Origin of the sequence: Estrella lausannensis (genome assembly GCF_900000175.1) — a bacterium.
In the GTDB taxonomy this organism is placed as follows: domain Bacteria; phylum Chlamydiota; class Chlamydiia; order Chlamydiales; family Criblamydiaceae; genus Estrella; species Estrella lausannensis.
On record NZ_CWGJ01000028.1, the window covers coordinates 212,167 to 227,456 of the forward strand.

General features: G+C 48.9%; 15 protein-coding genes. 14 read left to right on the top strand and 1 reads right to left on the bottom strand.

Annotated features, from left to right (window positions below; translation table 11 throughout):
* Positions 1 to 50: 50 nt before the first annotated feature.
* Positions 51 to 386, bottom strand: coding sequence for an ASCH domain-containing protein (locus ELAC_RS11255; RefSeq protein WP_098039388.1), 336 nt, complete (start codon positions 384 to 386; stop codon positions 51 to 53).
* Between the two features lie 135 nt (positions 387 to 521).
* On the opposite strand from ELAC_RS11255, the gene ELAC_RS11260 reads away from it, so the two are divergent.
* The 14 genes from ELAC_RS11260 to ELAC_RS11325 all read left to right on the top strand — a co-directional run bounded on the left by ELAC_RS11260 (position 522) and on the right by ELAC_RS11325 (position 15,080).
* Positions 522 to 1,151, top strand: a complete 630-nt coding sequence (locus tag ELAC_RS11260) for a helix-turn-helix transcriptional regulator (RefSeq protein WP_098039389.1) — start codon at positions 522 to 524, stop codon at positions 1,149 to 1,151.
* The gene (locus ELAC_RS11265) at positions 1,152 to 2,015 is read left to right on the top strand and encodes a PhzF family phenazine biosynthesis protein (protein ID WP_098039390.1); all 864 of its coding nucleotides are present in this window, start codon (positions 1,152 to 1,154) and stop codon (positions 2,013 to 2,015) included.
* 9 nt (positions 2,016 to 2,024) lie between these two features.
* The gene (locus tag ELAC_RS11270; RefSeq protein ID WP_098039391.1) at positions 2,025 to 2,966 is read left to right on the top strand and encodes a pyridoxal-phosphate dependent enzyme; all 942 of its coding nucleotides are present in this window, start codon (positions 2,025 to 2,027) and stop codon (positions 2,964 to 2,966) included.
* A 539-nt stretch (positions 2,967 to 3,505) separates the two neighbouring features.
* Positions 3,506 to 4,897, top strand: a complete 1,392-nt coding sequence (locus tag ELAC_RS11275) for a hypothetical protein (protein ID WP_098039392.1) — start codon at positions 3,506 to 3,508, stop codon at positions 4,895 to 4,897.
* 15 nt (positions 4,898 to 4,912) lie between these two features.
* A complete protein-coding gene (locus tag ELAC_RS11280; RefSeq protein WP_143406507.1) occupies positions 4,913 to 6,112 on the top strand; it encodes a purine-cytosine permease family protein in 1,200 nt (399 codons plus the stop codon).
* Positions 6,099 to 7,175, top strand: coding sequence for a DUF917 domain-containing protein (locus ELAC_RS11285; protein WP_158227878.1), 1,077 nt, complete (start codon positions 6,099 to 6,101; stop codon positions 7,173 to 7,175). Before ELAC_RS11280 ends, ELAC_RS11285 begins: the two co-directional genes overlap by 14 nt.
* Positions 7,172 to 8,722, top strand: coding sequence for a hydantoinase/oxoprolinase N-terminal domain-containing protein (locus ELAC_RS11290; RefSeq protein ID WP_098039395.1), 1,551 nt, complete (start codon positions 7,172 to 7,174; stop codon positions 8,720 to 8,722). Before ELAC_RS11285 ends, ELAC_RS11290 begins: the two co-directional genes overlap by 4 nt.
* Before the next feature lie 272 nt (positions 8,723 to 8,994).
* Positions 8,995 to 9,588, top strand: a complete 594-nt coding sequence (locus ELAC_RS11295) for a DMT family transporter (RefSeq protein ID WP_098039396.1) — start codon at positions 8,995 to 8,997, stop codon at positions 9,586 to 9,588.
* 20 nt (positions 9,589 to 9,608) lie between these two features.
* Positions 9,609 to 9,974: a DMT family transporter gene (locus ELAC_RS11300; RefSeq protein ID WP_476702594.1), complete on the top strand. Its 366-nt coding sequence runs from the start codon at positions 9,609 to 9,611 to the stop codon at positions 9,972 to 9,974.
* Positions 9,975 to 10,021: 47 nt separating this feature from the next.
* Positions 10,022 to 10,639 carry a helix-turn-helix transcriptional regulator gene (locus tag ELAC_RS11305; RefSeq protein WP_098039398.1) on the top strand — a complete coding sequence of 206 codons (618 nt, stop codon included), beginning with the start codon at positions 10,022 to 10,024 and terminating at the stop codon, positions 10,637 to 10,639.
* Complete coding sequence (locus ELAC_RS11310; RefSeq protein WP_158227879.1) at positions 10,632 to 11,768, top strand: aminotransferase class I/II-fold pyridoxal phosphate-dependent enzyme; 1,137 nt, start codon at positions 10,632 to 10,634, stop codon at positions 11,766 to 11,768. The genes ELAC_RS11305 and ELAC_RS11310 overlap by 8 nt, the downstream gene beginning before the upstream one ends.
* The gene (locus ELAC_RS11315) at positions 11,756 to 12,724 is read left to right on the top strand and encodes an ornithine cyclodeaminase family protein (protein ID WP_098039400.1); all 969 of its coding nucleotides are present in this window, start codon (positions 11,756 to 11,758) and stop codon (positions 12,722 to 12,724) included. The genes ELAC_RS11310 and ELAC_RS11315 overlap by 13 nt, the downstream gene beginning before the upstream one ends.
* A gap of 584 nt (positions 12,725 to 13,308) precedes the next feature.
* Positions 13,309 to 14,319, top strand: a complete 1,011-nt coding sequence (locus tag ELAC_RS11320) for a patatin-like phospholipase family protein (RefSeq protein ID WP_239414540.1) — start codon at positions 13,309 to 13,311, stop codon at positions 14,317 to 14,319.
* Between the two features lie 554 nt (positions 14,320 to 14,873).
* On the top strand, positions 14,874 to 15,080 hold the full coding sequence (locus ELAC_RS11325; RefSeq protein ID WP_098039401.1) for a cold-shock protein: 207 nt from the start codon (positions 14,874 to 14,876) through the stop codon (positions 15,078 to 15,080).
* Positions 15,081 to 15,290 lie beyond the last annotated feature (210 nt).

A 15,290-nucleotide genomic window follows, 5' to 3' on the forward strand; every position in this document is an offset into this window, starting at 1 on the left:
TCGCTATAGGTGCAGAAAAGCACCCACCTCGTTTTAGGGTTGCGCCAGCACTAGATGGTTTTGACGAAGATCCCCAGAAAGCCGGACCTCGCAATTTCTTCCTCTGTGCTCCACTGCAGGTAGACGGCAGTCGCCTCTTCCATCGTTTGGATGCCGGGCAGTGCTTTCTCAGGGGTAACATCTTCAAGATAGGCAGTTAGCGTGTCATAGCGCCGAATCTCGGTGACTGTTGTGAGAAAGGAGTTGTCGCCGCAGTAGAATTCGATGGTGTCACCGGGGGAGATCAACTGGTATTTGGGCGAGTTCTTTCTGCCTTCGACACGTTTTAATCCCTCGCGGATGAGGGAAAAATAAGGTTCTTCACAGTGGATGCGGTGCTGTTTCATGACTGATTCCGAATTTTTTTAGAGCAGTATAGCAAATTCAGGCAGAAGAGTCTATGGCCAATACAAAACGTCTAAATATTGACAAAAAAAACAAACTCGTGTTAGAATCGCCCTTTTATCCAAGGAGAAGCAAGGATGGAGAGAGAGTTGCTGGAAAAGCAGGTGCGGCTGATGGAGCCGATGATCAAGGCTGTAGTCGAATTGTTCAAGCCGTTTGTGGAAGTGGCGGTGCATGACCTGGAAAAAGGGACGGTTGTTGCCCTCTACAATAATTTGTCGAAGAGAAAAGTAGGAGATCGCTCTCCAATCAAGGAGTTGGGAGTTTCCACCAAGGAATTTCCCGATTTTTTTCCTCCCTACTACAAAATGAACTATGACGGAAAAGTCATGAAATGCACCTCCATTACCCTGCGTGATGAAAAGGGGGAAGCGCATGGCCTTATCTGTTTCAATGTCGATACAAGCTCAGTCAAGGGGCTGTTCGATTCGCTTGCCGTTTTTTTAGGGAATGCGCGTGAAGGGAAAAATCCTGTCGAAAGCGGTGGGGGCAGCTTTGAGGAAAAAGCCCGAGCTCTAATGGATGAATTCTTGCAAGAGCGAGCTATATCCTCGGATCACCTGGGCCGTGATGAAAAGCGGGAATTGATTCAGTTTCTCTATAGTAAAGGCATATTTAATTACAAAAAGGCGCCCCAGGAGATAGCGAGCTGGCTGAAGGTGTCGAGAGCGAGTATCTATAATTATATTAAAGAAATGGAGCAGTGAATGCGTACCTATCCCATGGTCCACACAGACGCTTTCACGGATGTGTTGTTTGGCGGAAATCCTACAGCGACAATTCTTGAAGCCGATAGCCTGTCGGAACAGGAAATGAAGAAGATTGCAATTGAGATGAATCACTCCGAGACAGCATTTATCTTAAAAAGCCGGCTAGGTGATTTACGGCTCCGTTATTTTACAAGGACGGGAGATGAAATTGATTTTTGCGGACACGCTACTGTCGGTGCAATGATTGCCTATGTCCATCAAGAGGGAGAAATGAGCGAGGGCCCTTCTGCGTTTGTCTTAGAAACGAATAGAGGCCTTCTGAAAATATGGGTGGAGGGCAACACCGTGGAAATGGAGCTTCCGGAGGTGGAGCTGGTGCCAATTTCCATAACTCATGATGAGTTGGAAGAGGCTTTTGGGTTTCCTGTCCTTGATAAGAGCCGCCCCCTGATGATGGATAAAAATAACAACTACCTCTACGCGGCGGCAGCTTCCTTCAGTCAGCTGCAGGATCTTAAACCGGACTTTGCCGGGCTGAGAGCGTTTTGTGAAAAATATAAGCTGATCATCGTCTGCCTCAGCTATCCGGAAGTCTTCGACAAGGAGAGCAGTCTTCATTCCAGAGGATTTGCTCCTTGGGTAGGAGTCCCTGAGGATCCGTTCACAGGATCTATGCAGGGCGGTGCGTATCTCTACGCCAAAAAGCAGGGGTGGATTGGCGAGAAGACCGAAATCGCCGTCGAGCAGGGCCACATCATGGGTAGACCGGGAAAGGCAATTGTGAAAGTCGCCGATCCACGGAAGATGTACTTAAAGGCAAGCGGAAAGCGGTTTTTTAAAACGACAATCACTTTGGAATGAGAATATTGAATGGAGCCGCTTTATTGTAAAACCCCTTTGATTCAATCGCGCAGAATGAGTGAGCGCCTCGGAGCGGATGTCTATCTTAAAATGGAGTTTCTGCAGCCTTCCGGATCGTTCAAAAACAGGGGCATAGGCACGCTTTGCAAGTACCATAAAGAGCAAGGAGCCCCACTGCTCGTCTCTTCGTCAGGTGGTAATGCAGGGCTTGCCGCAGCCTATTCAGCGCGGATTCTGAAACTGCCCATCAAAGTTGTTGTTCCGGAATCGACACCCGAGCAAATGCGCCATCTGATCCAAAAAGAGGGTGCAGAGCTTATTGTGCATGGCAAGGTTTGGTCGGAGGCGGATGCTTTGGCGCGCGCGGCCTGCAAGGAGTTGGGAGGAGCTTATATATCCCCCTACAACCATCCTGAGATATGGGAAGGAAACGCTACCCTCGTTCAGGAAATTCTGGACGAGGGTGTAGTGCCGGATGCCGTCGTCATGGCAGTCGGAGGAGGGGGACTGTTTTCAGGAGTTGCAGATGGGTTGTGGCAGGCCGGGCTCAGGCAATGCAGGCTGATCGCCTGTGAGACGGAAGGGGCTCCTAAGTTTAGGCGCGCGATAGAAGCGGGCGCTCCAGTCACCTTGGACAGCGTGCAATCTTTTGCAACATCCCTTGCAGCCCCCCGAATTGCTGACCAGGCCTTCTTCTGGACCAAAAAAATGCACGTGGACTCGGTTGTTGTCAGCGAGAGTCAAGCCGCTCAGGCTGCCATCGCATTCTTGGAACAGGAGCGAATCTTGGTCGAGACCTCGTGCGGAGCGGCTCTTTCCATTGGAGAGAGGGGGTTGATTGAGCCGGGCCTGTTCAAGCGGATTGTGATCGTCGTGTGCGGCGGAAAGTGTATTAGCGTAAAAAAATTGAGGGAAATTGCCGAAATAACCGGCGTCCCTTCTGAATTATGAATACCACCCTCACTAGTTCTTCAAGGAGAAACCTTTGCCCCGGGTTATTGATGGAGGGTGCCTGTAAGCTACAATCCCAAATTTTGAGATAATTGCGGTACAACTCCAAGGGAGTTTAAATGAAGTATTGAAAAAAAAAGGTGTTTCTTGTACAATCATCCCAACCAATAGTGGTTATTAATATAGGAGAATTTATGAACATGCAGTGTAGCAGTAGCTCTCAGCAGTTATTGCACGATGATATTCCCTCTCAACAGTCAAGTGCCATCGTATCATCCCTCTATTCCCAACTTCCCCTCTTTCTATTCAAGAAAAATTATTCTTTTTGGCGCAAACGCCGCGCTTATTAATTCTCACACATTTTTATAAATATCTACAGGCAACTTGGGTAGCTTTTAAGCCATCTAGATGACTTAGAATAGCTTTGTGCTGTCTGTAAGCGACTCTTTGGCCTTTTGGGCCAGTTATTAGCTGATGTGATCAGCAAAAGAGTTTCTGTATCAGTGTTATCAAATAATTACTTTAATAAAGGTGTATTTATGTCTGTTCTTAATAATACGGCGCAAAGGGCCGACCTGCTCGGTCCTTTGCTTAATTTGCAGGCGGGGCCTGCAGAGATATCGGAGGAAATTATTCTCGACACGATTGAGATTGTCGCCCTCAATGCGCTTCAAGGACTGGAAGTTTTTTGCGAGCGAAGACTTCACTTGCTTGATCCGAGCATCGGCGATGAATGCTGTCAGCTGAGGGCGCTGATGATGCTCAAATTAACTGAAGAGGGTTTCGGTGCCGGCATGAAAGAGGATTTTCAGGCACTAAAGGAGCTTGTTCTCTCGGTCGAAAAAGTGAGAACCGCAATCGCCGGCCTAAGCAAAGAGTATGAAGAAGCCAAATGCGTAGTAGACCTTGAAAGGGAGGAAATCAAAGCGAAAAAGACGCGCCTTAACAAGCAAAAAGAAGAGGACTTGCTCTTGCATGACAGGGGAAGCGAAGGCTCCGCTAAAGTCATGGAGGCCTTCAAAGCAGCGATGATCAAGCTGGTCCAACAGGAGACGCCCATTCTTCAAACTTTGCAGAGGACTGCGCTGCAAGTTAAAGAAAAGAAGCTGACTCTAATTAGCTCGCTGCAAGCACATCTTTCTAAAAACGCTAGACTGATCGCGCTCTCCTTCATCCTGACAAAGATCAAGGAGTGCGTGCTGGATAAGTCAAGCGAGGTTCATGTCCTGCATGATAAAATGAATCTGAGGGGGATTCAGATAGAGGGGAAATCGTTCCATGGCGCACTTGTTGGCTGTGTCATGGAGAGAGCTAAGCAGATTCTCAACCATGAGTCGGTTGTCATGATCCGGGAAGAGGGAGCAAAGCTAGAGGGTAAAAGAGCTTCGCTTCTGCAAGCAGCTATCAACCATACGTTGCCGTCTGCAAAGGCAGGTTTTCAGGAAGTTTCGTTCTATCACGGCTGCGAAGTTGTGATGAAAAGGGTAAAGGCTTTGGGAATCCCTATTCTTCTCAAGGCACGAGGTCCACGGGATATCACATCGGAGGGGCCTGTCTTCTCTTCCGTGCAGCTCTATGTTGTGGATAAGTCATCGGGGAAATATGTTCCCGCACAGCAACCTCTAAGTGGACAGGCTGTACTTGTGATCGAAGGGATCAGCAAGAGAGCGATTCATGAAGGAGTCGAATCGGTGATCAAGGAGTGCGGCGGTGTGATGAAGGCGGTCAGGTATAACCTTGCCCAGCACAGATTCTGCACGGCTGAGCAGATCGCGATCCCGAAAACCCTCTTGGAAGCGAAAGCGATATCCGAAGAAGAGGGCTCGAAGATAGAAGAAGAAAAGAGCATCGCTTGCATGAAGGGATTTTCTGAGGTGAACTACAAAGCCTTTAGAATTGAACACATGTTTGCGGCCTCGTTGCAGAGTTAAGGACGGTAGGAGGCTATGATGAACTATACCAGCAGCTGGAGGCACTTAGCGGCGGTTCAGATCGGGGGGGCGGTATGCCTTCCCATCTTTGTCGTCGGCCATGCGATGGCAATGGAGTTTGGTTTTCTGTCAGCTCTTGTCGCAGTTGTGGCCGGTAACGGAGTACTGCTCTTGCTTGGCCTTTCAGCGGCCAACTTCGCCGCCAAGACGCGGATGAACACAACGGAAGCGGCGGCTTATACTTTTGGCGAAGTAGGGCGGCCCTATTTTGCCCTGGCCATCATCATTTCGATGATGGGATGGTTTGCCATTCAATTGGATATGATGGGGCTGATGGCAGGAAAGCTATTAGGGATCGAGGCGACAAAAGGGATTAACCTTCTCATTGGTTCTATGATTACTCTTGCTGCGCTGAGAGGATATAAGGGACTTGAGACTCTCGCCAATATTTGTCTGCCTCTCCTGATCGCCACGGTGGCTTATGCCGTTTTTGATGCCTCGAAATCTCCCTTCACGGTGACTTTTGAGCAAGAGATTGCGTTCGGGGGAGTTACTGTGGCGATGGCGGCGGCAATCGGCGCAGTGATTGATATGCCGACATTCTTTCGAATGGCGAAGTCGTCGAAAGACGGTCTGATCGCAGCTGCGATTCTATTCGGGGTCGCACTTCCCCTTCTCGAAGGAGTGGGCATCTACCTCGCGGGGCATGGACAGAGTGAAAACGTTGCAGACAGTTTGGCCGGCTCGTCTTCTTCAGCTGTCTGGAAGGTGTGGGTTGCCCTGTTTATCCTGCTGGCAGGGTGGACAACGAACAACACCAATCTTTACTCCGCAGCGATCAGTTTAAAATCGCTGCTCCATGCGCAGAGTGAGGTCAAAGCCCAGATAGCGCTCGGAATTGTTGGAACGCTGCTGTCCACACTTAATCTTCAGGATAACCTTTTTGTTTTTCTGGAGTGCTTGGGGGTGATGCTTGCTGCCGCGGGGGGAGTGATGCTTGTTAACCAGTTCAGCTATGGCGCCCATAGCAAAGTGGGCAACAGGCTAGGTCTCTTGGCAGGAGTTGTTGTTGGGTCTTTGGCGTTCTTTGGACTGACGCTGACAGGATCGTCGCTTGTTGATGCACTATTCACATCAGGAGGTGTTGCGTCCTTTGCCAAAGCGTATGCTACTAAAAACAGAAATAAGGAAATGGATTGTTATGAAATTTGTTGAAATTGATGACCTGCAGGATCTGGCTCTCGGAGCGGCGTTACTTGGATCCGGTGGAGGGGGGTGTCCTGATTACGACCTGCTGATGGCCGAAAAGCATCTCATGGAATACGGTAAAGTACCGCTTGTCGATGTCGCCTCGCTTGAAGACGATGCACTGGTGTTGCCGATTGCCTTTGCCGGTGCTCCGTTAGTCTCGGCGGAAATGCTCCCCTCCGGAGAGGAGTGTTCACAGCTTTTGAAGGCGGTGGAAGAGTTGACAGGAAGAAGACCGACGCATTTGATGCCCGCTGAAATCGGTGGAGCCAATTCACTCTGCCCGTTTCTCTTTGCGGCCAGGCTTAAGCTTCTCGTACTGGATGCCGATACTATCGGAAGAGCATTTCCCGAGATGCAGATGTCCTCTTGCAATCTCTCCAAAGTGCCCGCAAATCCGGCATTTATTGCCGACTCGATGGGTAATACGCTCATTTTGAGGGCAAATGACGCCAATACAATGGAAATGATTGCCAGAAACGCGATTGTGGCGATGGGATCATCGGCGCTAGTCGGCATCTATATGATGGAAGGAAGGGTGGCCAAACAGGCAGTCATTAAAGGGTCGGTCTCTCTTGCCATGGGTCTCGGACGAGCCATACGGGAAGCTAAGGAGAGAGGGGAGGAGCCTATTAAGCCGCTGATTGATTCCTATGGGGCTGCGGTGCTCGGAACAGGCGTGGTCGATCAGATCGACCAACGCATCGAGGGCGGCTTTCTTAACGGATCGGTCTCAATTCTCACAAAAGGGGGAACTGTTTCCATCCAGTATCAGAATGAGTATCTGAAAGCAGAGATCAACGGAGAGACAGTCGCGCTGACTCCGGAGATCATCGCTCTAGTGGATAGCGAGTCGTTTATGCCGATTACAAGTGAGAGGCTTTTGTTCGGCACACGAGTTACGGTGATTTCCCTTCCCTCGCCGTCCATTTGGATGACCGAGGAAGGGCTTAAGTTGGTGGGTCCTGGATACTTCGGGTATGAGGACGTAAGATGCAATGAGACATGTAAAGAGTTTGAGGCGATATGACAAAAGAGAAGCAATACACGATCGGCATTGATATTGGGGGAACCAACACAGATGCTGTCATAATCGAGCAGGGAGGAGGCATCCGGGCTTGCTGCAAGATCCCGACCGAAAAACCGTTGGAAAAGGGTGTTGAAAAAAGCATCAAAAAATTATTGGAACTTAGCGGATTGGCTGAGGGGGATATTGGCGGGATCTACATAGGAACAACACACGCGACGAATGCGATTTTGGAGTCAAAAGGGCTCTTCAAAGTCGGTGTTATCAGGCTTGCCGGCCATCGACCGACGACTCTGGATCCGTGCTTTAAATGGCCGGAACCCCTAAAGCAGTCCGTGCTTGCCGGCTACTTGAGCGTCGGCGGCGGGCTTCGGTGCGATCAGATTGCGCTTTCACCCGTTTCAAAGGGGGAGATTAAGGAGGCTATACAGCGTCTTACCGATTTAGGGATGGAGAGTTTGGCCATCTGCGGAGTCTTCTCACCCTTAAACGCCACTCAAGAGAAGGAAGCAATGCAGATTGCCAAAGAAATCTTAGGGGAGAATTATCCTGTCACGATTTCTTCTGAAATAGGCGGAATGGGGTTTGTTGAAAGAGAAAGTGCTGCGATTTTGAATGCGGCGCTAAAGAAGCCGATGGCTCTCGCTTTTGAAAATATGGAGAAAATGAAGGGGGCACTGGGGATTGACGCTCCGCTTTATGTCACGCAAAATGATGGAAGCATCATCGGGCTGAGTGAGGCGATCAGCAAGCCGCTGCTGACCGTATCATCGGGTCCGACCAACTCGTTTATCGGCGGCGCCAAGCTTGCCTCGCTTGAGGAGGCGATTGTGGTCGATATTGGCGGCACTTCAGCGGATGTGGGCGTTGTCTTAAACGGATATCCCAGGCGTTCGCTCGGTCAGGCGATGATTGGGGGGATTCCATTAAATTTCCGGATGCCGGATGTTTTGTCCCTGCCGATCGGAGGAGGGAGCATCGTTCGCAAAAGAGGCAGCGGCTTTGTCTTGGGACCCGACAGCTTGGGCAGCAAACTCTTTATGGAGAGTTTTTCCTTTGGGGGCAATACTCTGACTCTAACGGATGCTGCAGGGAAAACATCCCTAAGAGCTGTCGAGAAAGATGTTTATGAGGCCATCCCGCTCACTGTCAGCGAGGCAGAGTCCATTCTTGCCGACGCAATCGACAGGATACAGGACGCTGTCCGGATTATGCGAGGGAGTAAAAGAAATCTGCCGGTCATTGCGGTCGGTGGAGGAGCCTTTTTCCTTAGCGAGAGCGCCGATGTCATTCCGGAAAATTCGGGTGTTGCCAACGCCTATGGCGCCTCGCTGGCTGAAGTGTCCTGCACGGTCGATACGGTAGTTTCGCTGGAAAATCGGGAAGCGGCTCTTGGGGCCGTCAGCGACGATGCCCTTGCCGGAGCTCTTAAAAAGGGAGCAGACAGGGGAAGTCTCAGGATTGTCGATATGCAAGTGATGCCATACCATTACGTCCCAGGGAAAATGGCGCGTGTTGTCGCCATTGCCTCAGGGCGAAAGAGAGCTTAGGAAAATATGGGAGGGCGCCTCTTTGGCGCCCATACAAGGCTCTCCTTGAGCGTCAGTCAGTGTGATTTTTGCTAGGGCCTGTCGATGGTTACTAATTGTCTGATACCGAAAGTGTGGTTAGATTTAGTATTCTAAATATGAGGTATTTAGATATAATTTGACTGAATTTGGATTCCTGTCTTGTAGGGTCGGTGAAGCGGATCAAAAAGCCTTCCGGTCGACAGAGTAAGAATCTGCCAAAAAGTCGCTACTTTTTATTAAATGTGAAAATCATGCCAATAAACGCAATTTTGCTCTCTATTCTCGCCTGTTTTTTCTGGGGGATAATTTTTATTGTGCCCCTATTTCTTGGCGACTTCTGCTGTATTGATATCGCTTTGGGCAGGTATCTATCTTATGGTCTCGTCTCGCTCGCGCTCTTTGCCTTCGTGGCGCAAGGGGTGCAAAGGCTTAGGCAACACTGGAAGATTGCCTTTCTTTTTGCGGCCATCATGAACGTCGGCTACTACACGACGGTGGCGCTCGGTGTCAGATACTCTTCCGCCTCGATTGTCGCTCTTCTGATGGGAATAGCCCCGATTTCGATCGGTCTTCTGGGGAACACTAAGGGCGTAAAAGAGATCTCCAAAACATTATTAATTCCGGGCCTGCTTATTTTTTTAGGGTTGGGATTTGTCAATTTTGAGACTTTGTCGGGTCAGTGGAACAGTCAAATTCCTCATGACTTTGGCTGGGGAATTTTTTTCGCTCTGCTGGCGCTTGCCGCCTGGACGTGGTATGTCGTCGCCAACACCAATTTCCTGACGCAAAACCCTGACATAGACCCAAAGGATTGGACGACGATCGTCGGTGTGATGCTGCCGTAGCCGTCTTGGGCAGAGTCGCTGTGCTGGAGCAGGAGTACCTTGATCAGTTTCTTGACCTGAGGGGGAGTGGTCTTCGTTTCATTGCCCTAGTCTCCACCTTAGGGATCCTCTGTTCGTGGATCGGCACGACACTGTGGAACATGGCCAGCAGACAGCTTCCCTCCGCTCTTTCTGGGCAGATAGCTATCCTGGAGACTATTTTTGGTCTGATCTTTGTGTACTCCCTAGAGAGGAGATTGCCTACTCTTTTGGAGCTCCTTGGTATTTGCCTGATCGTCGCGGGCGTTTTAAGGGGTGTGAAGGCCTTTCANTCAACAGAAATGCGCTACACACTAATGGGTGTATCTAGTAAAGGCACCCCCTTTTTTGGGTTTAACCTAGACTAAAATGTCTAAATAAGACAGAATTGTCTTGTTCTAACATTTAGGTGCCTATGAAAATACGAAAAGAAATCGAGCGGTTTATCCCGGCTGCCAGAGCCATTGCCGGGTTGCTGCACCCCCATGCAGAAGTGGTGCTCCATGACACCGAAACCAATACGATAGCTGCTCTATACAACAGTTTTTCCAAAAGGAAAGCGGGCGACAGTTCGTTACTTGAAGAGGGGGAGACGGGCAACTACCCGGACTATTTCGAACCCTATTACAAGACCAACTGGGATGGCAGAAAGCTCAAGTCGACAACCTCCGTGATCAAAGATGAGAAAGGCAAGATAGTGGGCCTGCTTTGCATTAATCTGGATATCTCGCAGATGGAGGGGATGAAAAGGCTTCTTGAGGAATTTACCGGAGGAGCGCTTGCTTCCGCTTCCGATCTCTTTAAAGATGACTGGCGTGAGAAGATCAATACCTATGTCCATGAATATGCCAAAGAGAATACGACCACCCTTACCCTGCTGACTAAAGAGCAAAAGAGAGAGGTGATTTTCCTCTTGCAGAAAGAGGGTGCCTTCAAGGCAAAGAGGGCGGCTGAATATGTGGCCGATGTCCTGGGGATATCGAGGGCGACAGTCTATAAATATTTATCGGAAAAGGAGGGGCGTCATGCATAGTCTGCCTACATTCAAACTAGAAGAGTATTTTGCTGAGTGGGAGTTTAAGTCACGCTACCTATTGAGTTCCTCCGATGTAGAGACGCTTTCCCTTGAGCAGTTACTTGCAACAGCCAATGATGAAGACCGCCAGCTATTTCATTCTCTAAAGTTGGGGTACACAGAAACAAGGGGGCATCCGTTGCTTTTGCAGCAGATCGCTCTTCTCTATGAAAAAATGCAGCCAGATCACATTTTAACGGCCGCGGGAGCAGAAGAGGCCATTTATGCCTTTTTCCGAGCCGTTATCAGTCCGGGTGATGAGGTGATCGTCTTTACTCCCGCATATCAATCTCTTAGGGATGTGCCCGCCTCTTTAGGAGCTGCGGTTGTTGAAATCGCTCTTCATGAGAGTAGGGGATGGAGGCCCTCGATGGACGAGGTCATAGGCAAGATTAACTCTAAAACCAAGTGCATCGTTCTCAATTTCCCGAACAACCCGACCGGCTCTTTGCTTACTTTGGACGAGCTGGAGATGATTGTCGCAAAAGCCAGGCAGTGGGGAGTCTATATTTTTTCCGATGAGGTCTACCGCTTATTGGAGAGGGACACGCAAAAGAGGTTACCCGCTGTTTGCGATCTCTATGAGAGGGGAGTCTCTCTTTCCGTCATGTCCAAAGCTTTTGGCCTAGGTGGATTAAGGATTGGCTGGCTGGCATCTCAGGATAAAGCCCTTCTTGCGAGAGTCAACGGCGTGAAGCACTATCTCTCGATCTGCAACAGTGCTTTAAGTGAGATCATCGCCATGATAGCTCTGAAAGCAAAAGAGAGTATTCTGGCAAGAGCCTCAGGAATCATTCAGGAAAATTATCCCCTGCTGCAGAATTTCTTTAAACGGCACATGGATCGCTTCAGCTGGGTGGAACCTTCCGGTGGGTGCATCGCCTTCCCGAGGCTTCTTCAAGGGCAATCCGATCGATTTTGTAAGAGTGTGCTCGAGAATACGGGGGTTCTTCTGCTACCGGGTGAGGCCTACAAGATGCCGGGAGGCTATTTCCGGATCGGTTTTGGCAGGGCGAATTTTAAGGAAGCTCTAGCTCATTTAGAGGAATTTTTGATCAATCATCGGGAACAATCATGGAAAATTTAATCATCACGCGCAAGCAAATAGAGCAGGCTATCACGTACCCTGAAATTATTCAGGCGATGGAGGAGGCTTTTTATAATTATTCTCAGGGAAAATCCGTAGTTCCCCCGGTTGGCAACTTGAATTTGGAAAAGGCGGGCGGGGAAGTGCATATCAAATCCGGTTTCATCAAAGACGATGATTACTACGTTGTCAAAATCGCGTCCCACTTCAAGGGTAATCGGGAACGGGGAATTCCCCCGGGAAATGGAGTGATGCTTCTCTTCTGTCAAAATACGGGAAAGCTGGTTGCTATCCTGCACGATGAGGGGTATTTGACTGATCTGAGAACCGCAGCGGCGGGAGCATTGGTCGCGAGAGTTCTTGCTCCCCAAAAGATTAATTCGATAGGAATTGTCGGAACAGGGAGGCAGGCATTTTTACAGCTAGCGTTGCTCAAAGAAGTTACAGATTGCCGCGACGTGATTGTCTTCGGCCGCTCAAAAGAGAGGGTAAAAGAATTTGGAGCGAGGTGTGAATTGAAGGGCTTCACCATTCATCCTTCCACGAGTTTGAAGCAACTTGCCGCCTCCTGCAATCTCATCGTCACGACAACATCGGCTGACAGACCGCTGATTATGGCTGAAGATGTAAGGGAGGGGACTCATATTACCGGTGTTGGTGCAGACAGCCCAGGAAAACAGGAGTTGGATCCGGCACTCTTTAAAAGAGCTTCTGTTGTCGCAGTGGACAGCAGGAGTCAGTGCTTTCAGTTTGGGGACACGGCCCACGCTCTTCAGAGGGGAATGATCAGCGAGGATGATGTGGTGGAGATTGGAGATATCCTGGCAGACGCTTCCCTGGGCAGGAGGTCGGAGGGGGATATTACGATAGCGGATCTGACGGGAGTGGCCGTTCAGGATATGGCTGCCGCTAGATTGGTATATCACAAAGTGATCAAAGGAGCCTGCATAGCTTAGATACCGAAAAAATTAAAGTGGCCGCTATCTTGAACTCATGTCATGAGGTTACAGTCGCGGATTCAGTTAGCTGCGGCGGAACGGAGGCGTATGTCAAAGAGGTTGCCTGTAGGAATCAGCCCTCTTCGTGCCACTATTCGACCATCCCCTGATCATGCCAGTAGGAGAATGCCCACAAACTCCAATCTGTAGGCTTTGTTGCCCTGTAGGGGTGTAAGCTTAAAGAATCCGCTTTTTGGATCACCTCACGACGTAAAGTCTCGCGTTGTAAGTGAGAAAATTTCTTAAGTAATCACCTCTAATGATCGGGGAGGCTCTTGCGTGATTCTTGTTTAAAAAAAATGATTTCATGCATTACCTTGCCTAAGAGACTGCCCGCAACCTCAAATCAATATGCTTCGCCGCCGAATGTATCTACATGCCGAAATGTCTCAATCCCAAGGCTTTCTCAAAGCCAAAAAAATAAATTTTGAGGCGTTTTCGGTATAAGCGATTGACCATTAATTAAATTGCTCAACAGGCTCGCCATGCTGAAGATGATACAGTGTTCTCTCCTATCGATTCTACGATCTGCAAGAGGAGAGATGTCTTTTCCACTTTTAAAGCGCAAAACAACGCACATCACCTTAGTGATACTGATTCTATCCGCCTCGATGCTGCTCACCGGCTGCGGCTCTTCAAAACGGCTTCTGCCGTCTTGCGAACCCGATCCACCGGAGCCTTTCGCTGTCCCTGAAAAAATTCGCGTCGCTCTTGTCCTTGGCAGCGGAGGTGTGCGAGGTATGGCCCATGTGGGAGTGATTGAGGAGTTGATGGATGCGTGCGTGCCGATTGATCTGATCGTCGGATGCAGTGCTGGAAGCATCGTTGGAGCTGTTTATGCCGATAACCCAGATCTTGACGCGTTAAAATGCGCGATCTGGAAGATCAAGACCGACTCCGTCCTTGATATCGACTTATGGAATTGCAAATACGGACTTTCCAAAGGAAATTGCTTACACCGCGTCTTGGATGAGCATCTGGTGGCCGAGACGTTCGATGAGTTGAAAATTCCTCTTGTTGTCGTAGCTTCTGATCTTAACACAGGAGAACTCGTCCCGATTGGTTCAGGTGATCTTGTGACAGCTGTGCAAGCCTCCTGTTCGATACCGTTTGTGTTTGTGCCTTGTAAATACCGTGGTCGCGTTCTGGTCGATGGAGGTGTTGTCAACCCTGTTCCGGTTAAGGTGGCGAGAGATCTTGGAGCTGAAATCGTGATCGCGGTTGACTTAAGTGAGCTGCTTCCAAAAACCTTTCCCACCAATCTGTTTCAGGTAGCGACCCGCAGTGCAGAAATTGCCTTCATGTGGCAAAACGAGGTGTGCACGAGAGGCGCGGATATCGTTATTCGCCCACGCACAACGGGAATTGGTACTTTTAATGAAAAAATGAAGTGGGAGCTGTACTGCGCCGGAAAGAGCGCTGCGGAAGAGAAGAGAGGGGAGATTATCGAACTGCTCAGGAGAAACGAGGTTTTTTCCACTCCGGTCAACTGTAAGACCCGCTGTGTCGCCCTGCCCCCCTACTTGCCAAAAATTTGTCTCGAAGGATCGTGACCCAATCACGGAAACGGCTGAAGTTTCCGTTTTTTTTATTCTGCCGATGTTGATCTTTTTGAATAGAGTGGGCGACTTTTTCTTAAAACCCTTAAATATAGTTTGTTGTGATTGATTTGTGCTCCCGGATGTGATCGGTGTTGATGCTAAATCGGCACAATTTTCGATTCTAAATCCTCTGTGAAATGTAATATTATTATTCTGTTTCTTAGAAAACCTCTAAATTATAATTCGCTTTAAAATGCCTTTGAATACCTAGGGGAAATGTTTGAATATCTTTTGTATGCAAATCGAATCGCCTTGTTCTGTAAAATAAAATTTGTTGATCTAATTCTCTCTCTTATGTAATATGGTCTTGAGTTCAATATTAACTCTATGTACGCACGATCTGTAAACTATGTTCCTTCCTACGGTGTCCAATCGGGTGCTTTCGAGGCCTCTTTTTCAGTTTTAGTGTTCGACAAAGAGTTTTTGACAATGTGTCGTATTAGAAACTCGCATCACAGCCTTGAGCTTGTGGTACAAGCCATGATTAAAACTAAAGGAGATTCGTTATGGCATTCGGTAAAGTCAAGTGGTTCAACGTAACAAAAGGTTTTGGATTTATCCAACCGGAAGCAGGTGGTAACGATGTATTCGTCCATATCACTGCTCTCAAGCGTGCTGGCCTTGACAACTTGAATGAAGGACAACGCGTCAGCTACGAACTTGCGACAAGCAACGGAAGAGTTTCCGCTGACAAATTAAAACTTGCTGACTAATCAGCATGAGCTAGGCGATGAGCCACTTCGAACAGATATTGCCATCGCCTAGCAATATCTAACAGGAAGTGTCAATTCTTTCCCGTATACCTGCGTCGACTCCGACTCTTCGAATTCTCGTGGTATCCAGTGAATGTCAATGATGGTCCTTGCCTCGTATGAGGCGAGGTGCCTTTGTCTTTTCATTTGATGGACGGTTTTTGAATAGGT